General features: G+C 35.8%; 21 protein-coding genes. 4 read left to right on the forward strand and 17 right to left on the reverse strand.

Annotation, left to right across the window (positions count from 1 at the left end; genetic code table 11):
* Positions 1-40: 40 nt before the first annotated feature.
* The 9 genes from bcaP to MKO96_RS26950 all read right to left on the reverse strand — a co-directional run bounded on the left by bcaP (position 41) and on the right by MKO96_RS26950 (position 5994).
* Positions 41-1456, reverse strand: a complete 1416-nt coding sequence (gene bcaP, locus MKO96_RS26910) for a branched-chain amino acid transporter BcaP (protein ID WP_000809356.1) — start codon at positions 1454-1456, stop codon at positions 41-43.
* A 231-nt stretch (positions 1457-1687) separates the two neighbouring features.
* The gene (locus MKO96_RS26915) at positions 1688-2860 is read right to left on the reverse strand and encodes a homogentisate 1,2-dioxygenase (protein WP_240589202.1); all 1173 of its coding nucleotides are present in this window, start codon (positions 2858-2860) and stop codon (positions 1688-1690) included.
* Positions 2826-3782: a fumarylacetoacetate hydrolase family protein gene (locus MKO96_RS26920; RefSeq protein WP_000674024.1), complete on the reverse strand. Its 957-nt coding sequence runs from the start codon at positions 3780-3782 to the stop codon at positions 2826-2828. The genes MKO96_RS26915 and MKO96_RS26920 overlap by 35 nt, the downstream gene beginning before the upstream one ends.
* 66 nt (positions 3783-3848) lie before the next feature.
* The gene (gene hppD, locus MKO96_RS26925; RefSeq protein ID WP_000810916.1) at positions 3849-4967 is read right to left on the reverse strand and encodes a 4-hydroxyphenylpyruvate dioxygenase; all 1119 of its coding nucleotides are present in this window, start codon (positions 4965-4967) and stop codon (positions 3849-3851) included.
* Between the two features lie 310 nt (positions 4968-5277).
* Positions 5278-5388, reverse strand: coding sequence for a DUF3948 family protein (locus tag MKO96_RS26930; protein ID WP_001083700.1), 111 nt, complete (start codon positions 5386-5388; stop codon positions 5278-5280).
* A gap of 42 nt (positions 5389-5430) precedes the next feature.
* Positions 5431-5547, reverse strand: a complete 117-nt coding sequence (locus tag MKO96_RS26935; RefSeq protein WP_000654250.1) for a DUF3948 family protein — start codon at positions 5545-5547, stop codon at positions 5431-5433.
* A gap of 35 nt (positions 5548-5582) precedes the next feature.
* Positions 5583-5690 (reverse strand): DUF3948 family protein, encoded by a 108-nt coding sequence (locus MKO96_RS26940; protein ID WP_000664237.1) that lies wholly within the window; start codon positions 5688-5690, stop codon positions 5583-5585.
* A 44-nt stretch (positions 5691-5734) separates the two neighbouring features.
* Entirely contained in the window at positions 5735-5851 is a 117-nt protein-coding gene (locus tag MKO96_RS26945) for a DUF3948 family protein (protein WP_000654250.1), read from the reverse strand.
* A gap of 35 nt (positions 5852-5886) precedes the next feature.
* Positions 5887-5994, reverse strand: a complete 108-nt coding sequence (locus tag MKO96_RS26950) for a DUF3948 family protein (RefSeq protein WP_000664237.1) — start codon at positions 5992-5994, stop codon at positions 5887-5889.
* Between the two features lie 450 nt (positions 5995-6444).
* Between MKO96_RS26950 and MKO96_RS26955 the strand changes: the two genes are divergently transcribed.
* Entirely contained in the window at positions 6445-7317 is an 873-nt protein-coding gene (locus MKO96_RS26955) for a Cof-type HAD-IIB family hydrolase (RefSeq protein WP_240589203.1), read from the forward strand.
* Between the two features lie 37 nt (positions 7318-7354).
* Here the strand turns inward: MKO96_RS26955 and MKO96_RS26960 are convergent, their stop codons facing one another.
* The 6 genes from MKO96_RS26960 to MKO96_RS26985 all read right to left on the reverse strand — a co-directional run bounded on the left by MKO96_RS26960 (position 7355) and on the right by MKO96_RS26985 (position 14974).
* On the reverse strand, positions 7355-8320 hold the full coding sequence (locus tag MKO96_RS26960; protein WP_001294493.1) for an ABC transporter ATP-binding protein: 966 nt from the start codon (positions 8318-8320) through the stop codon (positions 7355-7357).
* Positions 8317-9297 (reverse strand): ABC transporter ATP-binding protein, encoded by a 981-nt coding sequence (locus tag MKO96_RS26965; RefSeq protein ID WP_240589204.1) that lies wholly within the window; start codon positions 9295-9297, stop codon positions 8317-8319. The genes MKO96_RS26960 and MKO96_RS26965 overlap by 4 nt, the downstream gene beginning before the upstream one ends.
* A 10-nt stretch (positions 9298-9307) precedes the next feature.
* A complete protein-coding gene (gene opp4C / locus MKO96_RS26970) occupies positions 9308-10231 on the reverse strand; it encodes an oligopeptide ABC transporter permease (protein ID WP_240589205.1) in 924 nt (307 codons plus the stop codon).
* A gap of 12 nt (positions 10232-10243) precedes the next feature.
* The gene (locus tag MKO96_RS26975; protein WP_046960200.1) at positions 10244-11200 is read right to left on the reverse strand and encodes an ABC transporter permease; all 957 of its coding nucleotides are present in this window, start codon (positions 11198-11200) and stop codon (positions 10244-10246) included.
* Between the two features lie 103 nt (positions 11201-11303).
* Positions 11304-13031: an ABC transporter substrate-binding protein gene (locus MKO96_RS26980; protein ID WP_240589206.1), complete on the reverse strand. Its 1728-nt coding sequence runs from the start codon at positions 13029-13031 to the stop codon at positions 11304-11306.
* Between the two features lie 242 nt (positions 13032-13273).
* Complete coding sequence (locus MKO96_RS26985) at positions 13274-14974, reverse strand: ABC transporter substrate-binding protein (protein ID WP_240589207.1); 1701 nt, start codon at positions 14972-14974, stop codon at positions 13274-13276.
* A 237-nt stretch (positions 14975-15211) separates the two neighbouring features.
* Between MKO96_RS26985 and MKO96_RS26990 the strand changes: the two genes are divergently transcribed.
* The gene (locus MKO96_RS26990) at positions 15212-15409 is read left to right on the forward strand and encodes a hypothetical protein (protein ID WP_000369259.1); all 198 of its coding nucleotides are present in this window, start codon (positions 15212-15214) and stop codon (positions 15407-15409) included.
* 245 nt (positions 15410-15654) lie between these two features.
* Here the strand turns inward: MKO96_RS26990 and abc-f are convergent, their stop codons facing one another.
* Positions 15655-17535 carry a ribosomal protection-like ABC-F family protein gene (abc-f, locus tag MKO96_RS26995; RefSeq protein WP_240589208.1) on the reverse strand — a complete coding sequence of 627 codons (1881 nt, stop codon included), beginning with the start codon at positions 17533-17535 and terminating at the stop codon, positions 15655-15657.
* A 124-nt stretch (positions 17536-17659) separates the two neighbouring features.
* Positions 17660-17794: an RAxF-45 family protein gene (locus tag MKO96_RS27000; protein WP_046956655.1), complete on the reverse strand. Its 135-nt coding sequence runs from the start codon at positions 17792-17794 to the stop codon at positions 17660-17662.
* Positions 17795-18214: 420 nt separating this feature from the next.
* On the opposite strand from MKO96_RS27000, the gene MKO96_RS27005 reads away from it, so the two are divergent.
* The gene (locus MKO96_RS27005; protein ID WP_002096919.1) at positions 18215-18343 is read left to right on the forward strand and encodes a hypothetical protein; all 129 of its coding nucleotides are present in this window, start codon (positions 18215-18217) and stop codon (positions 18341-18343) included.
* 134 nt (positions 18344-18477) lie between these two features.
* Positions 18478-19272: a DUF4931 domain-containing protein gene (locus MKO96_RS27010; protein ID WP_240589209.1), complete on the forward strand. Its 795-nt coding sequence runs from the start codon at positions 18478-18480 to the stop codon at positions 19270-19272.
* The last annotated feature ends 4 nt before the right edge of the window (positions 19273-19276 follow it).

Consider the following 19276-nt stretch of genomic DNA (forward strand, 5'->3'; position numbering starts at 1 on the left):
AAAAAATCCATCCTAACAGAATTAGAATGGATTTTTCAACTTATAAATTTGCTGCATCTTCTTCGTCTTTACTATTATTTAAAGCACTATGTTTTCGGCTATATAAGAAGTAAACCGCAATACCGATAACCATCCATACCCCAAAACTAATCCAAGCAGTACCGGATAACTGAAGCATTAAATATAAACAAAAAATCACCGTTAATGCTGGTAAAAATGGTACAAGCGGTGCCTTAAATGCTCTTGGTAAATCAGGGTGAGTTCTTCTCATTACAATAACAGCAACAGCTACAAGTGCAAAGGCTGATAAAGTCCCCATATTTACAAGATGCGCTAACACATTTAAATCTATTAATCCTGAAATAAGTGCTGCAATAATTCCTGTTGTCCATGTATTTAAAAATGGTGTTTTAAATTTTGGATGGACTTTAGCAAGGCGCTTCGGCAATAATCCATCTCTACTCATTGCATACGAAACACGTACTTGCCCATACATCATAACTAACATTACTGTTGTGATTCCTGTAATTGCTCCTACTGAAATTACTCCCGCTAAACTATCTTGTCCAATAAATTGAAGTGCAAAAGCAACTGGATCTGATATATTTAACTGTCCGTATGGAACAATTCCTGTCAAAATAAGTGAAACAACAATATAAAGAACTGTACAAATTAATAAAGATGCAATAATGCCAATTGGTAAATCACGTTGTGGACGTTTCACTTCTTCTGCTGCCGTTGAAACTGCATCAAACCCTATGAATGCAAAGAACACTGTAGCAGCTCCAGCCATGACACCATCTAAGCCAAACGGCATAAAAGGTGTCCAATTTTCAGGTTTTACATAATTAAAACCAGCAAAGATAAATATGAGAACAACCGCTAATTTAATAAACACCATAATGTTATTTATTCGTGCACTTTCACGAACACCTCTAGATAAAAGAACTGTCATCACTAAAATAATTAGAACCGCAGGCAAATCAATTATTCCACCCTTTCCTGTACCAGGGGCCGAGGAGAGAATGGTAGGAATATGGATCCCAAATCCCTTTAATAAAGATTGAAAATAAGCGGACCAACCGTTTGCTACAGCAGATGTAGCGAGTAAATACTCAAGCATTAAGTCCCATCCAATTAAAAATGCGAATACCTCTCCCATCGTCGCATATGTGTACGTATACACACTGCCTGAGACAGGAACTGAAGAAGCGAATTCAGCATAACAAAATGCAGCAAAGGCACAGGCTAAAGCGGCTATCGCAAATGATAATATAATAGCTGGTCCAGAATGTTTTGCTGCTACCACGCCCGTTAGAACAAAAATACCTGTTCCAACAATTGCCCCGATTCCAAGCATAGTTAAATCCAATGCACCCAATGTTCTTGCTAACGTCTTTTGCTTACTCTCTTGCATTAGCTTTGCAATAGGCTTCTTTTGAAAAATTTGCTTCATAGCATGCTCCTCCAAGTTTTAAATTTTCTGAAAATTTTTAATTCGCTTTTTTATTTTACTCATTGCACTTTCCCCAGTCAATACTTTTGTCGAAATAAGTAGAAATCTTTCGGAACATACAATATCCTTATCGTTGTTTCTATATATCTTTCCGTAATTTTTTTTGGTATTATTATACATGTCGATTCCACAAAAGAGGCATGCTCACTTATTGAGCATGCCTCTTTTCACCTATTTCACAGTATGTGAACCTTCTTCAATCCAGCTATACATATATTTTTCATCTTCTGTTTCATGTGCTTGCTTTACAATACGAAGCGGACGGAACGTGTCTATCATAACAGCTAGTTCAAGTGTTTCTTTCTTCCCTATACTTCCCTCTGTTTTCCCAGGATGCGGCCCATGAGGAATTCCGCTCGGATGAAGTGTAATAGAACCTTCTTCCACACCTTTCCGGCTCATAAAGTTTCCTTCTACATAGTACAGTACTTCATCACTATTCACGTTACTATGATAATATGGTGCCGGAATAGATTCTGGATGATAGTCGTATAAACGTGGTACGAAAGAACAAATAACGAAATTGTGACCTTCGAACGTTTGATGTACTGGAGGTGGCTGATGAATACGACCTGTGATTGGTTCAAAGTCCTCTACATTAAAGACCCACGGATATAAATAGCCATCCCATCCAACAACATCTAGCGGATGGTGCCCTAAAACATGCTTATGCATATATCCCCTCGACTTTGTCATTACGACAAACTCACCTTTGTCATCATATGTCTCTAATTTTTCAGGACCACGAATATCTCTCTCACAAAACGGACTATGCTCTAACAATTGTCCATATTCATTCCGATAGCGACGCGGCGTTGTAATTTGACTATTTGCCTCTACAACAAGAAACTTAGTCTCTCCTTCATCTGGAATAACACGATAGATCGTTCCAATTGGAATCGTTACATAATCACCTTTTCTATAGTGAATTGTTCCAAACATCGTTTCAATTTTCCCTGTTCCGTAATGAACAAATAACATTTCATCGCCATCACCATTACGGTAGAAATAGTCCATTTTTTCTGTTGGAGTCACCACTCCAATTAATAAATCCTCATTCCCAAGCATAAAGTTTCTTCCGCTTACTGCATCACCAGTTTTTTTATTTTCTTTCGTGCGAAAGTGACGATGAGCAAGAGCTACATCTTCTTCATACTGCAACTGACAAGAATGAGATAATGCCGCATGACCTACTTCCGTTGGCATATAATGATGGTACAAAATAGATTGCGTACCAGAAAAACCTTTTGTTCCCATTACCTGTTCGCGATAAAGCGACCCATCTTTTTTACGGAATTGTACATGTCGTTTATGAGGTAGCTCCCCCATGTGACGATAAAACATGCCCATCACCTGCTTCCATTTCTTTTTTGACCGTATTACGTAACGTACCTAAACCAGTAATTGTAAGTTCTACAACATCCCCATCTTGCAGCCACTCTTCCGTACCCAGTTCTAAAACACAACCTGTTCCTACTGTCCCAGAACCAATTACATCGCCTGGATATAACGTAACGTCTTCCGAAGCACGTTCAATCATTTCAGCAAATGTATAGTAAATATCTTGGAAGTTCCCCTTTGATAATAGCTTTCCATTTACATGAGCAGTCATCTCTAACTCATAACGGTCACCGTTACGATAAACATCCAATTCCTCTTTCGTAACAAGGTGCGCTCCTAATGAAGTTGCAAAATCTTTTCCTTTTGCTGGACCAAGTCCTACCTTCATTTCTGTTGCTTGTAAGTCCCTTGCACTCCAGTCGTTCATAATACAATAACCAAAAATGTATTCCTCTGCTTGTTCACGAGAAATATTTCTTCCTTCTTTCCCAATTACGCAAGCGATCTCTAACTCATAATCAAGCTTTTTAGATTTCTTCGGACCAATTACAAAATCATCCGGACCAATTACAGCACGATGGTTCGTAAAATAAAAAACCGGGATATCGTACCATTCAGGTACAACCTCTAGCCCTCTCCGGCCGCGGGCTGTTTTTACATGCTGTTCAAACGCGTAAAAATCCCGAATACTACTCGGATTAGGAATTGCCGCCGCTAATTGCACTTCCTCTAAGGAATATATACCCTTTTCCGGATTCTCCATATTACGCAATACTTCTACATACTCATCCGCTTTCTCTAAAAAGGCGAACATAGAAGAAGGTAATTTTCCATCACTAGCAAGATTCATATCAATTACTTTGTCACCTTCAAGCCATCCAGCTCGCATTTCTTTCGAAGGAAGACGAAATGTAACAAATTTCATCATGATTCCTCCCTATAAAAATGAAATTTCCACCAGCAAAGAGACTTTTGCTGGTGGATACAAATCTTATAAATTTCCGCGACGTTCCTGTTCTCTTTCAATTGATTCAAATAATGCTTTAAAGTTCCCTTCTCCAAATCCGCGAGAACCTTTACGTTGAATAATTTCAATAAATAAAGTTGGGCGATCTACAATTGGTTTCGTAAAGATTTGTAGTAAGTATCCTTCCTCATCGCGATCTACTAAAATCTTTAATTCTTTTAACCTATCAATTTCTTCATCAATTTTCCCAACTCGCGCACTTAACTCGTCATAATAAGTATCAGGTGTATCTAAAAACTCCACGCCATTTTCGCGAAGCGCTTCCACTGTTTTAACGATATCGCTTGTTAATAAAGCAAGATGTTGTACACCTGCTCCATTATAGAATTCTAGATATTCTTGAATTTGCGATTTTCTCTTTCCATCTGCTGGCTCGTTAATAGGGAACTTAATACGACTTCCATTTGTCATAACTTTCGACATTAATGCTGAATACTCTGTACTAATATCGTCATCATCAAAATGAATCATTTGTTTAAAGCCCATAACATTCTCATAATAGCTAACCCATTCTTCCATTTTCTCAACATTACCAACTACGTGGTCTACAGCAATTAAACCTGACTCTTCAAATGGAATATTAAACTCCACCTGTTGGAATCCTGGCATAAATGTTCCTTTATAATTTTTACGCTCTACAAGCGTGTGAATTGTATCACCATACGTACCAATAACTGCTTTTTTCAATGTACCGTTCTCGTCTGTTAATTCCACAGGTGGAGCAATCGCAACGGCACCACGTTTCACAGCTTCCGAGTATGCTTTGTCAACATCGTCAACAAGTAAAGCAACATCTTTTACACCATCACCATGTGTCTTTACAAATTCTGCGATACGATTATCGCTACTTAAAGCTCCAGACACAACAAAACGCATATTTTTTTGCACAAGAACATAAGATACCTTTTCACGGTTACCAGTTTCTAATCCAGAGTAAGCCACAATTTTGAAACCGAATGCTCTCGCAAGGTAATAACTTGATTGCTTTGCATTTCCTACATAAAATTCCAAATGATCTACATCACGTACCGGAAAAAAGTCCTCCATTTGTGCAGCTAGCGTATCCATAGATTTTTGTTTCATAAAATTCTCATCCCCCTGTAAATAGATTAAATGGTCCATACTTAAAGCCAACCGAAAACGCTTCCAACATCAATTAATAGAAATTAGTTAGCAAGCTAACAAATTCTGACCTTTAAAATTTTCTATCTTTTCTGTCAAATTCCTCTTTTTTTCTTACATATAAAATTCGACTTTTTTCTCTTTACATGAAGAAGGGAATATTAATACTTGAAGGTATATAGGAGAGGAAAACAAAAAAGACCCCAACATATTAACTACTTACTAATATGCTAGAGTCTTTATTTTTTTTGAATGATTGTATTTATATGTCTCATACTAATACATTTGCAAGGAATAAAATAAATGATGTTAATACTACCGCTCCACCTAATGATCCTAATAAATCTGTTTTTGTTACTTGTAACACTTGTTCGCTGTTCATATTCCTCATTCTCCTTTCATTTTGTATGATTTAAAACTTCTATTATACTAATACGCTTGATAGAAATACGATTAATGCCGTTAACACTACTGCTCCACTTGCCGATCCTACGAAATCACCTTTTGTTACTTGTAATACTTGCTCTTTCATATCTTTCATTCTCCCTTCTATTTTCTTTTGTTACAAAACTTCTATTATACTAATACGCTTGATAGAAATACGATTAATGCCGTTAATACTACCGCCCCACTTGCTGATCCTACGAAGTCACCTTTTGTTACTTGTAATACTTGCTCTTTCATATCTTTCATTCTCCTCTCTTTTTTCTTTTGTTACAAAACTTCTATTATACTAATACGCTTGATAGAAATACGATTAATGCCGTTAACACTACTGCTCCACTTGCCGATCCTACGAAATCACCTTTTGTTACTTGTAATACTTGCTCTTTCATATCTTTCATTCTCCCTTCTATTTTCTTTTGTTACAAAACTTCTATTATACTAATACGCTTGATAGAAATACGATTAACGCTGTTAATACTACTGCTCCACTTGCTGATCCTACGAAGTCACCTTTTGTTACTTGTAATACTTGCTCTTTCATTTTATGTATCCTCCTTTTTAATAAGTTATCTATATGTAATTTCTAAGAAATGTTTATTTCATAGTTTTTATGTTAGCGTTACATTAAAGTTATTAACGTAACGTTTGTAACATTAATGTAACATAACTATTGTTACGTTGCAATATAATTACGTAAATTTTATTACACTTTTTTTACCTTTTTTATAAACACCCTTAAAAACCCTGTTTTAATGCACTTTCTACTAAGTTGACGTTTGTAATGTTATTGTAATATTACAGTCATATAACGAAACACCCTCATACCTACCTCTATTTTTATTACAAATTAAAGTGCATATTCAAAGTAATAAGATGGCGCCTATCAAATTTTTACTGACGGTTCACGCGAGATAAAATACGATCTTTCCAAGATAAGTTTATATGTTTCCTCTATATAACTATGTATAATAAAAGCAAAGAGGTGGTCATTTTGAAATTAATCGCATTAGATATGGATGGTACGCTACTATCATCTAATCTTGAAATCTCCAAAGAGAACTTACAAGCTATCCAAACTGCAAAAGAGGCTGGTCATATAGTCATGATTTGTTCTGGTCGTGCAAAAGAGGATGCTTTAAAATTATTGGAAGAATATAAACTATCTCTTCCAGTTGGAGCGAGCAATGGGGCAATTGTTTATGCGGATGGAAAAGTAATTAACTCGCGTTGTTTACAAAATGATAAAGTATACAAGCTTGCAAAATTACTAGAATCTGAAGGTTTTCCTTATAAGCTATATACGAATAAAGGAGTTTATTCTCCATATACATGGCAAGATCAAGTCATGCAAGCGTTCGAAGAAAACAAGCATGCACTAGATGTTACACTTGAAGAACTTGAAAGAATTACAGAAAAACAAAAGAAATCAAACTTAATTACTGATTTCCAAAAAATCGAAGATGTTGTAAATAATCCAGAATTAGAGATATCTAAATTCTTCATTTTGACATTTAATGCAGCGCATCGTGAACAGCTATTAAGCATGTTACAAGAAGACACTGATATTTCAGTTACGGCATCAGCTCCTACTAATGTAGAAATTATGGATAAGCATGGTCATAAAGGGAACGGTCTACAAGAAATGGCTGCTTATTTCAATATACCAATTGAAGATACTATTGCGATCGGGGACAACTTTAATGATGTGCCAATGTTACAAGTAGCTGGCTTATCAGTTGCAATGGGAAATGCTGAAGAAGATGTAAAAAAACTATGTGATGTCGTAACATTAACAAATAATGAGCATGGTGTTGCTCACGCAATCGAGAAATTTGTATTGAAACAAACTTCATCTAGTAAATAAAAAAAGGACTCTTTCAATTTGAAAGGGTCCTTTTCTTTTATACATGATGACAAGCAACAAAATGCTCTTCACCAACATTACGGAATTCTGGTACCGTTTGTTTACAAATATCTGTTGCAAACGGGCAACGTGTATGAAAGCGACAACCCGAAGGTGGATTTGCTGGACTTGGAATATCACCCTCTAGTATAATCCGCTCTCGCTTCACCGTTGGATCTGGTATTGGCACAGCTGATAACAACGCTTTTGTATACGGATGCAGTGGGTTCGTAAATAACTCATCACGCGGCGCTGTTTCCACAATCGTTCCTAAATACATAATTCCAATTTTCGTACATAAGTGCTCTACTACGCTTAAATCATGTGAAATGAACAAATAAGATAGTCCCTTTTTCTCCTGTAACTCACTAAATAAATTAATGATCTGTGCTTGAATAGATACATCTAGTGCTGCCACAGGTTCGTCAGCTACTATAAATTCCGGATTTAATACCATAGCTCTTGCGATAACGATACGCTGACGTTGTCCACCAGAAAACTCATGAGGATACCGGTCAATATGATATGGGGCTAAGCCACATAACTCTAATACTTCTGTCACTTTTTCACGAACATTTTCTTTCGTCGCTAGTCCGTGAGCCAACATCGGCTCGCCCAGTGCTTCTCCAATTCTCATTCTCGGATTTAATGAGCTAAATGGATCTTGAAACACAAGCTGCATATTAGGACGATGTTTTCTCAATTCCTCTTTTGATAGAGAATGAACATCGTGTCCTTTAAACTTCACTTCTCCCTCCGTTTTTTGAACGAGACGTAAAATTGTTTTTCCTATCGTCGTTTTTCCGCTTCCTGATTCACCAACGAGACCGAACACTTCGCCTTTATTAATAGTAAAACTTACTCCATCAACTGCTTTCACATGTCCAATCGTTCTACTAAATATGCCGCCTTTAATTGGGAAATATGTTTTTAAGTTTTTTACTTCTAATAATGGTTCACTCATTGTCCCGCACGCTCCTCATATAACCAGCAAGCTACTTTATGATTCTCATCATGTACATTTAGATTCGGTGCTTCTTCTTTACATATTTCCATACAATGCTCACAACGACCGCTAAAGTAGCAAAATTCATCCAAACCGACTAAATTAGGAACTTGCCCTGGAATGGAGTATAGTTTATCTATTCGTTTTCCCATCACTGGTTTTGATTTCAACAGCCCTTTCGTATACGGGTGTTTCGGATTTTGGAATATTTCTAGTACTGGTGCTTCTTCAATAACTTTCCCACCATACATAACGACAACGTAATCAGCCATTTCTGCTACAACACCTAAATCATGTGTAATTAATAAAATTGATGTTTTAAATTCCTCTTTTACTTGTCTTAATAAGTCCAATATTTGAGCTTGAATCGTAACATCAAGAGCCGTTGTTGGCTCATCGGCAATTAGTAACTTCGGATTACAACTAAGTGCAACAGCAATCATAATACGTTGTAACATGCCACCACTCAGTTCGTGCGGATAAGAATGGACGATTTCATCCGCACGAGCTATACCAACTTTACGAATTAACTCAATTGCCTTCTTATACGCTTCATTTTTGCTAAGTAATTCATGCTCTCTTAACGTCTCTACAATTTGTTCACCTACAGTGAAGACAGGATTTAGCGATGTCATCGGTTCTTGGAAAATCATCGCAATGTCATTGCCTCTTAAACTACGAAGTTCTTTCTCCTTCATTTCTAAAAGACTTTTTCCTTCATATAAAATATCGCCACCTACTACACTGCCCGATTCAGCAATAAGCCCCATAATAGATAAAGCCGTTACACTCTTCCCGCACCCTGATTCACCTACAACACAAACTGTTTCACCTTCTCGAACTGCAAAACTAACATGATTAACAGCCTTTACTGTCCCTTCCTCTGTCTGAAAGTGTGTTTGTAAATCTTTCAGTTCTACTAACGCTCTACTCATATTTCCTCACCTACCGTCTCATCTTTGGATCTAACGCATCACGAAGTGCATCACCAAGTAAATTAATAGATACAACTGTTATAAAGATGGCAAAGCCAGGCGGAATCCACAACCACGGACGTTTTTGGAAGTCAATTAGTGAGTTAGCTGCGCTAATCATGCTCCCCCATGATGGTGTAGGCGGGACGACGCCGAGGCCTAAGTAACTTAGTGCGGATTCCCCTAAAATAGAACCTGCAACGCCTAATGTGGATACAACAATTAATATCGGTAAAACATTAGGAATTAAGTGATAGATAATTTTTCGGTAATCTTTTATTCCTAGCACATCAGCAGCTTGCATAAACGCTTGCTCCCTGAGTGACAAAATTTGACCTCTTACAAGACGTGCAAGCCCTGGCCAACCTACTAAACTTAAAATAATCATAATGACATACAGACGATAATCAGACGGTACTTTCCACTCTGATAAAATCGCCCCCATTATAATAAGTAACGGTAATCCTGGCATCGACATTAAAATATCTGCAAGCCGCATAATAATATTATCAACGATACCACGATAAAAACCTGCAATAGCTCCTAATACAGCTCCTAGTATCACGGATAAAACCATTGAAGCTAGGCCAATTGTTAATGAAATTCGTCCCGCTTGCATAAGTCTCGTTAAAATATCTCTTCCTAATTGATCTGTACCGAGCCAATGAGAAAAACTAGGTGGTTTGTTAATTAACGCAACTTGTATTTTCCCTGATGCATATGGCGAAAAGAACGGACCGATAAAACAAAATAAAAACATAAAAATTAATGCATACAATCCTACGAGTGCCATCTTATTTCTCTTTATCCGTTTAATAGCTTGTCGCCATGGCGATGATTCATTTTTTCTTCTCTTTTTTTCTTTCTTCTCTGTAATCGCTGTAACAGTTTCCATCTCGTTCCCCCCTTACTTCAACCGAATTCGTGGATCAACAACTGCATATACAATATCTGCGAAAAAATTTGAAACGATTGTTAAACAAGAAAGAAACATCGTAAATGCCATCAATACTGTATAATCACGGAAATTTAGTGCTTCTAATTGAATACCACCAATCCCTGGCCAGTTAAAAATTTGTTCAATAATAATTGCCCCAGAAAACAATCCAGGTAACTCAAACGCAAGCAATGTAATAGCCGGTAAAATGGCATTTTTTAATGCATGCTTATAAATAACAGTCTTCTCTTTTAAACCTTTTGCTCTTGCTGTCCGTATGTAATCTTGTCTTACAACCTCTAACATACTCGTTCTAAAATAACGAGTTAATGAACCTACTCCAAGAAGAGTCAAAATAAATACCGGTAAAACCATATGCTTTGCAACTTCTATCACATAAGCGAATCCGGTTGAATTACTACCAACATCAATCATTCCACCTATTGGCAATAACTTAAGATCAACTGCGAACACCTTAATTAGAAACAGACCTATAAAAAATGAAGGAAATGACATCGCTGCAAAGATACCAATTGTTACAAGCTTATCGAATAAAGAATGTTGTTTTGTCGCTGAAAATACACCGATAATAAGTGCAATTAACCAAATAAAAAACAATGCAATAATTGCTACACTAAAAGAATTCCAAATAAATTTATTTAATAATGATGTTACAGGTTCTTGATATTGAAGTGAAAAACCAAAGTCCCCTTGTAACGCATTACCTAACCAATGAAAATAGCGCTCAACAATTGGCTTATTTAATCCATACAATTCCCGAAGCTCTGCCGCCCTTTGCGGTGTAATCTTAGGATTCGAATCAATATAATCTCCTGGAAGAAGTGCGAACAGGAAAAAAATAACAACTGACGTTCCCAAAAGTGTAGGAATCATTTGTAACAACCTACGAACGATATACGTTTTCACCCTTTTTCTCTCCAATCTTATGCTTAAAATAGAAGAACATTTTTTCGAATCAGCATATTACTAGCCGAATGAAAAAATGTCTTCTACTTATACATTCTTCTCGTTATTTTTCAATAGATAATACTGGCGAGTTCGAACTAATACTGTCATACTTCTCAGGATCAATTCCTTTAATGTTTCCATTGTAAGCTGTGATGATTCTACGATAATTTAATAAAATTACTGGCGGATCATCACTTAGTTCTTTGTACAGTTCTTTGTAAATTGGTTTACGTTTCTCAATATCTACAGTTTCAATTCCTTTTTTAATTAATTCATCTACTTTTTCGTTTTTATAACCTAGGGTATTATCATCACCTTCCGAGGAGTAACCACTTACAGTTTCACTTGGATCTGTTGTAATTGGTGTTGCAACAGAAGCTAAATCATAATCGCCTTTTTTCACTTTTGACAGCATCGTATTAAAATCCATAAATTCAGGGTTGAACTCCACACCTAATTCTTTATAGTTCTCTTTTGCTATCGGAATAAATAAATCACCTTCTTTTGCTGAGCTTGCACCATAATACGTTAATTTAAGTTTTTGACCATCTTTTTCACGAATTCCATCTGAACCAGCTTTCCATCCAGCTTCATCTAATAATTTCTTCGCCTTATCTAAGTTATATTCGTACTTATTAATGCCCTCTTCTGTATAAGCCCAAGATGTTGGATGAATTGGAACATTTGCTACCGTACCGTATCCTTTCAAAGCTGTATCTACATATTTTTTACGATCCAATCCATAAATAAGAGCTTGACGAACTTTCTTATCTTTTAAATACGGTTTTTTACTATTCATTCTTATATAACTAAATGAAGCAGCTGTCTCTATTTCAACATTTGCAAACTGTAAACTCTTCACTTGTTCTAAAATTTCATCCCCGTAGCCTACTCCTGTATAATCTATCTCACCTGTTTGGAATAATTGGAATTTTGTATCCGGTGAAGTAATCTTATAAATAAAGTTTTGGATTTTTGGTTTACCTGCATAATAATTTTCATTTGCTGTAAAACGAACTTCCTGTCCTGGGATATACTTTTCGAACTTATATGGACCCGCAGCTATCGGTTTTCCATATAACTCTTTTAAATAATCTAAACTAGTATTTTGTTTATACTCTTTTCCATAATAAGCTTTCGATAATACTGGACCACCTAAAGCAATTAGCGCTTGTGAATTAACTTTTTCGGCCGTAATTTTAATTGTTTGTGGATCCACAACTTGAATTCCTTCAATAGACGTCGCTTTTCCTTCTTTATATTCCTTTCCACCTTTAATTGCATATTGTGAAATATCATCTCCGCCTTCATACGCTTTATCATGTAGAAGTGATAATGTAAATGCTACATCGTCAGCGGTTAATGGCGATCCATCACTAAATTTCAAGTCTTTGCGTAAATGAAATGTATATGTTAATTGGTCTGAAGAAACATCCCACTTCTCAGCAAGATCTGGTATAGGTTTTCCTTGTTTATCTGTTGTAACAAGGGAAGCAAAAATAACCGATGTCACATTGCCATCCCAACCGTTCTCTTGAAAGTAAGGTAAGAAAACTCCCCCAGGCTTTGAGATACCAGAAATAAACGTATCTTTTCTATTTTTTGCCTTATCAGGTACTTTCGTCTTATCTGTAGCCGCAATTTTTTCAACTTTTATATTTTTTAAATCTTGTTGTTTAACCGGTTCTGTAGAAGCCGTATCCTCCTGTCCCCCACAAGCAGATAACACAAGCGAACTACTCAGTAATACCGAAAATACACCAGCCCATTTTTTTGTCTTTGTCTTCATTGTCCCCACCCTAACTGTTTAATAGTTATACCCTTTGAACTTATTAGCTTATGTATGCCTCCCACAGCACATTTATAGCCAATCGGAAAAGTCGGTTTTAATCGTAAAAAAAATAGATGTTTTTGAGGGGTAACAATCCTATTCCGACCTTTCCGGTAGACTTTATGGTTATTAGCTTATATCGTCAGTTATATTTTGTCAATTCTTTCCGAATAAATATTTTGATAATTCTCCCTGAATTATTATTCTATCTTTAATTTAGGTAAACTTAATAAAATACCGTTATAGTTATCTTCTTGTAATCCTTGAATTCGTGCATTATGTGCAGACACCACTTTGCTATTATTTAAGAAGATTACAGGCGGGTCTTCGCTTAACTCTTGATATAATTTTTTATAAATTTCTTTTCTCTTTTCAATATCCAACGTTTCTAATGCTTGCTTAGCTAATTCATCTACTTTTGGATTATAGTATCCATCATAATTTCGTTTACTTGTTGAAACAAACTCTTCAATCGTTCCACTCGGATCATCAATCATTGGCGTAGATACCATCGCCAAATCATAATCACCTTTTATCACTTTTGAAATCATCGTATTAAAGTCCATATATTCTGGGTTAAACTCTACACCAAGCTTTTTATAATCTTCTTTCATCACAGGAATCATTACATCATTTATTTTACTTGCTGATGAGGCAAAATAACTTACTTTCAGTTTTTGTCCATCCTTTTCACGAATTCCATCCGAACCAGCTTTCCACCCAGCCTCATCCAGTAGTTTCTTCGCCTTCTCTAAATTATACTCATATTTATTAATGCCCTCTTCTGTATACGCCCAAGAAACTGGCGTAATCGGTACATTAACGAGTGACGCATATCCTTGGAAATACGTATCAATAACCTTTTGACGCTCTAATCCGTAAATAAACGCTTGGCGAACACGTTTATCTTTAAAGTATGGCTTCTTATAATTCATTTTAATGTAGCCGTAAGAGCTTCCTGTATATACATTAATATTAGCAAAACCTAAATCCTTTAACTGTTCAATCGTCTCCGCATTTTTCGTAAAGCCATCATAATCTACTTCTCCCGCTTGAAATTGTTGTAGCTTCGTATCACCTTTTGTAATTTTATAAATAAAGTGCTCAATCTTCGGCTTTCCTTCAAAATAATTTTCATTTGCTACAAATCGAACCTCTTGACCAGGAATATATTTATCTAACTTATAAGCTCCTGCTCCCACCGGCTTCCCATACAACTCTTTTAAATACTCCAAGTGTCCTTGTTTATACTCTTTCCCGTAATACGCTTTAGATATAACTTCTCCACCGATTAATGATAGCGTTTGAGCATTTACCTTTTCAGTCGTAATCGTAATTGTTTTCGGATCAATGACTTGAATTCCCTCAATAGAATTCGCTTTTCCTTCTTTATATGCTTGCCCACCTTTTATTGCTGTTTGGCTTATATCAGTCGCACCACTATAAGTTGGATCATGTAATAACGTTAATGTAAATGCTACATCATCTGCAGTTAACGGGGATCCATCACTAAACTTTAAATCATCTTTCAAATGGAACGTATATGTAAGCTGATCCTCCGAAATATCCCACTTCTTCGCTAAAATTGGAATTGGTTTTCCTTCCTTATCGAGTCCAACAAGAGGGGCAAAGATAGCTTGCGTTATGTTACCATCCCATCCATTCTCCATAAAGTGCGGAAGGAATATCCCTCCAGGGCTCGGCATTCCAACTACAAAAGTATCTTTTCTTTCATTTACTTTTGTAGGACTTTTTGATTTGTCGCTCGCCTTAATAAATTCATCTTTTACTTTTAATACGTTCCCGGCTTCATTTGTACTTGCTTCCTCTTGACCACATCCGGCTAGTAATACTGACACACTAAGAAATGTAGCAAGTGCTCCTTTAAAAGCATTTTTCATTGCCCTCTCACCTTTACCTTCCTAATTTTTATCGATGCAGGAACATAGGCCTCCTCCCTGTAACTATCTTTATTTTTCCTATAAAAATAGTATGAATTAATTTCAAGATTATTCCTTTCCTTTAAACATGTCAATCGTTCTCTTTTATTTCGTATTAAAAAATTAAAAATTCACTTCTATTCGTTCCGTATGAAACATAGAATACTAATAACCAATTACCAAAAAGGGGGCGAAAACATGGACAACCTATTCCAATACGTCCTGCACTACGTATTATTAACAATTATGATAGTCGGGGCTCTATTACTATTCCCATTCTTCCCAAAGTTCGTCCTCTTTTTAGCTTTTTTTATTATGCTCGGGATCGCTATTATCATTTCAACAAGGGAAGATACGACACAAAAAGAAAGCAGAGTTCAGCGCGTAAAGCTGTAACTCTGCTTTTTTATTTTCAATCCTGATCCGCCGTTTCACATACTTATGTCTCGGGAAATAAGTAATCGATCCAAAAAACCCCTAATATCATTTATGTTTTACAATCTATGTAAATTACGGAACAAAGATGTATCAAATTTACTGTTTCACGTGAAACACAATTTTTATTTTTCTCTTAAAGTAAAATATCAGTATAAAAAAAGCGAATCCCTTCAGCAAAGCTGAAAGGATTCGCTTTCTACTTTTTACTCCACAATATTCTCTAACTCATTATATAACTCCGCTCGTAACAACTCTTTCTTCGTTTTTTCTTCATACAATTGTTCAAGCATTTCAACATCAACTACATGTTCCATCTTACACTCAAGCGTATATATATCCTCTTCTACATGCATTAACTCCGTTTCAATACCCTCAACATTCCTAACTTCTTTCTTTTTTACAGGAGCTGTTTCCATACTTTTTCTTCCTTGGCGTTGCTGCTTTATTACTTGTTTCTCGAGCTTTTCTTCCCACTTTTGACGAGCCCATGCATAGTTCCCTACAAACTCAAATAATTTACGATCATCAATCCAATACGTCTTTTCAAACAACTTATTTAAAAAATAACGATCATGTGAAACAGCTAGAATCGTCCCGTTATATTGCTCAAGAGCTTCCTCTAAAACTTCCCTTGATTCAATGTCGAGATGGTTTGTCGGCTCATCTAAAATTAAAAAATTGATATCTTGATACATAAGTTGCGCAAGTCTTAACCTCATTTTTTCTCCACCGCTCAATTGCGTTACTTTCTTAAACACCGCTGGACCATAAAATAAAAACTTAGCTAATATATGTCTCGCTTCTCCCTCTGTTACAGCTACGTATTCTCTGAAAGCCTCTAATACATTACTCTTCATATTTCCGTACGCATGTTGTGATAAATAACCGATTTTCACACTACTACCAATCCGGATTTCTCCAACGTCTGGCTCTATTTCTTCTAATAATAACTTTAGTAGTGTTGTCTTTCCTGTACCATTACGACCAACGATCGCCACACGCTCTTGAAAACGAACATGTAAATTCGCTTCGTTAAATAAAGGGTGGTCAGCAAACCCTTTACTCACTTCTTTCATTACAACAACATCTTTCCCACTTCTCTCTTGCCCTTCAAACTGAAGTCCCATTTGTTTTCGTTCTAAAATAGGTTTCTTTAGTTTCTCTATACGTTCCAGTGCACGTTCCATACTTCTCGCTCTCTTATGCAATCCTTCATTCGGAGGATTCGCCTGATTTGCCCATTCACGTAGTCGCTTAATTGCTTCTTTCATTTTCTTTATTTTCTTTTGCTGTTCTTGATAAGCCTGAAACTCCTGAAGCAACCGTTCTTCCTTTTCCTCAACAAACTGAGAATAGTTCGTATGATACACGTGAATCTCTCCATCTTCTAAATCAAAAATCTTCGTTACAACTTCATCAAGGAAATAACGATCATGTGAAATGACCATAACCGTTCCATTGTACTCTTTTAAAAATTGCTCTAGCCATTCTACCGCGAATAAATCTAAATGATTAGTTGGTTCATCTAATAGAAGTAAATCTGGTTTATGCAATAGCATGTACGCAAGGCTTACTTTTGTTTGTTCCCCACCACTTAACTCCAGAAATGATCGAGGAAATAGTTCTGTCACCTGTAGGCCATTTGCTACCTTCATCATATTCGCTTCTATTTCATAACCACCGAGAAACGCAAATTTTTCTTGGATTACTCCGTATCTCTCCATTAATTTTTGTAAAGCAAACGTTTCCTGTTCTTCCGCCATATTTTTTTCTAAAGTACGCATTTCTCTTTCTAATTCCTTTTCTGCTTTAAAAGCCGAACTCAATACATCATATACAGTCATACCCTCATCAAATTTCGGAATTTGTGCCACATGACCAATACGTGTACCTTTCTTCATATGAATGGCTCCTACATCTAAACTTTCCATTCCAGTTATAAGCTGAAAGATTGTTGTCTTCCCACTACCGTTACGACCAACTAATCCAACACGTTCACCATTCTTTATTTCAAGCGATATATTTTCAAATATGATGTTTCCACCAAAAGATTTCGTTACATTATTTACACTACAAATTGTCATTTTCCGTACTCCTTTCAATATAAAAAACCATGGGAAAGAAACATTCCCCATGGTTTTCGACATAGAAAAAGGAAGCCAAATAGCTCCCTTTTCACACGTTTATTAAAAATGGGTGAAGAGATTTCTATCGTTCAATAGCTACTATGCAATTGTTAAAAAAGGACAGACGTATCCCGTTAACAACTACATCATGAAAAATCGCACGACAAAAATAGATATAATCTAAAAATTTGGCACGTGCAGCTAAAGAACGTTTCATCTCATTCACCTCTTTCGTACGGAATTTAATACTTACTTCTTTATTATACTTTCCCATTTCATGTTTGAATAGTCATTTTTCTGAAAATAATGAAGATAGACTAAACATTTCAATAAGTGACATCAAATCTTACAAAACTGTTATGTTCACGTAATGGAAAGCGATAGTACGAAAAGATGCCTCCCTATACAATAAAGATGTAAACAAGAGAGCCAAATAAAAGGAGGAAACGATCATGATGAAAGAAATCGTAAAAGCAATCTTTGAGGTATTAGTGAACGGACAAGCAGTTGTAAAAGAACTAAATGAACTATAAAAGGAGTGAAGGAATATGATGAACATGGTAAAAATGATTTTACATGCTCTAGTTGATGCAAAAGCAGTTAGCCAAGAATTAAACCAACAATAAAAAAGGGGTAAATGAATATGAAGAAAGCCATTATTGTAATCGCAAGTACAGCAATTGCCTTATACACAATAAAAAATAGAAAAAAGAAGCACAATAAAAACGCTCTATATTATCCATACACATTATTAAAGAAAAAATAAAAGACAAGGTACCCTGTTGTAATAAGGATATCTTGTCTTTTATTTTTCGTATTCCCTTTAAAGGATTTCCTTCTCCTTTCCCCGAATGTATTAAGCGGGATTTTTACACATATTTTAAAGGGGCATATATACAAATGGATACACAACAACTATACTTTTTAAACGATATTGGCAAACAAAAACCAGAAAGCATTCGGAATAGAAGCGCTGCATGTCCTTTTTGTGACAGAGAAAACTTAACGGATATTTTAGCAACTGAGGGCTCAATTATTTGGCTGAAAAACAAATTTCCTACATTAAAAGATACATTTCAAACAGTGCTAATTGAAACAGATAATTGTGAAGACCATATTGCGACATATACAGAAGAACATATGAGATCGCTAATTCGTTTCTCCATTCAACATTGGTTAAACTTACAGAAGAATGAAGAATTCACATCTGTGATTTTATACAAAAATCACGGTCCATTCTCAGGCGGGAGTTTGCATCATGCACACATGCAAATTATCGGAATGAAATATGTAGACTATCTCGGTAACGTAGAACCGGACAACTTCCGAGGAGTCATTGTACAAAAAAACGAACGCATTGAACTCAATATTTCAGATCGTCCTATTATCGGTTTTACTGAATTTAATATCATCATTGAAGATGTTGAATGTATAGATGAACTAGCAAATTATATTCAGCAAACTGTACGTTACATACTGAAAGATTTCCATAAAGGATGTAGTAGTTATAACTTATTCTTCTATTACTTAAACGGAAAAATCATTTGTAAAGTTGTTCCTAGGTTCGTCGTTTCACCATTGTATGTAGGATATAAAATACCGCAAGTTTCTACAAAACTAGAAGAGGTAAAAATACAACTAGCCGCGTACTTCACGAGCGAAAAAGATGCAATTATTCATAAAAAAACAGAGTAGGTAT

This window comes from Bacillus sp. ES1-5 (assembly GCF_022487605.1).
GTDB lineage: Bacteria > Bacillota > Bacilli > Bacillales > Bacillaceae_G > Bacillus_A > Bacillus_A wiedmannii.

Coding starts and splice junctions, on each gene's coding strand:
- bcaP (WP_000809356.1), bottom strand. CDS start 1,456: ATGAAGCAAATTTTTCAAAAGAAGCCTATTGCAAAGCTAATGCAAGAG.
- MKO96_RS26915 (WP_240589202.1), bottom strand. CDS start 2,860: ATGTTTTATCGTCACATGGGGGAGCTACCTCATAAACGACATGTACAA.
- MKO96_RS26920 (WP_000674024.1), bottom strand. CDS start 3,782: ATGAAATTTGTTACATTTCGTCTTCCTTCGAAAGAAATGCGAGCTGGA.
- hppD (WP_000810916.1), bottom strand. CDS start 4,967: ATGAAACAAAAATCTATGGATACGCTAGCTGCACAAATGGAGGACTTT.
- MKO96_RS26930 (WP_001083700.1), bottom strand. CDS start 5,388: ATGAACAGCGAACAAGTGTTACAAGTAACAAAAACAGATTTATTAGGA.
- MKO96_RS26935 (WP_000654250.1), bottom strand. CDS start 5,547: ATGAAAGATATGAAAGAGCAAGTATTACAAGTAACAAAAGGTGATTTC.
- MKO96_RS26940 (WP_000664237.1), bottom strand. CDS start 5,690: ATGAAAGAGCAAGTATTACAAGTAACAAAAGGTGACTTCGTAGGATCA.
- MKO96_RS26945 (WP_000654250.1), bottom strand. CDS start 5,851: ATGAAAGATATGAAAGAGCAAGTATTACAAGTAACAAAAGGTGATTTC.
- MKO96_RS26950 (WP_000664237.1), bottom strand. CDS start 5,994: ATGAAAGAGCAAGTATTACAAGTAACAAAAGGTGACTTCGTAGGATCA.
- MKO96_RS26960 (WP_001294493.1), bottom strand. CDS start 8,320: ATGAGTGAACCATTATTAGAAGTAAAAAACTTAAAAACATATTTCCCA.
- MKO96_RS26965 (WP_240589204.1), bottom strand. CDS start 9,297: ATGAGTAGAGCGTTAGTAGAACTGAAAGATTTACAAACACACTTTCAG.
- opp4C (WP_240589205.1), bottom strand. CDS start 10,231: ATGGAAACTGTTACAGCGATTACAGAGAAGAAAGAAAAAAAGAGAAGA.
- MKO96_RS26980 (WP_240589206.1), bottom strand. CDS start 13,031: ATGAAGACAAAGACAAAAAAATGGGCTGGTGTATTTTCGGTATTACTG.
- MKO96_RS26985 (WP_240589207.1), bottom strand. CDS start 14,974: ATGAAAAATGCTTTTAAAGGAGCACTTGCTACATTTCTTAGTGTGTCA.
- MKO96_RS26990 (WP_000369259.1), top strand. CDS start 15,212: ATGGACAACCTATTCCAATACGTCCTGCACTACGTATTATTAACAATT.
- abc-f (WP_240589208.1), bottom strand. CDS start 17,535: ATGACAATTTGTAGTGTAAATAATGTAACGAAATCTTTTGGTGGAAAC.
- MKO96_RS27000 (WP_046956655.1), bottom strand. CDS start 17,794: ATGAAACGTTCTTTAGCTGCACGTGCCAAATTTTTAGATTATATCTAT.
- MKO96_RS27005 (WP_002096919.1), top strand. CDS start 18,215: ATGAATATGAAGAAAGCCATTATTGTAATCGCAAGTACAGCAATTGCC.
- MKO96_RS27010 (WP_240589209.1), top strand. CDS start 18,478: ATGGATACACAACAACTATACTTTTTAAACGATATTGGCAAACAAAAA.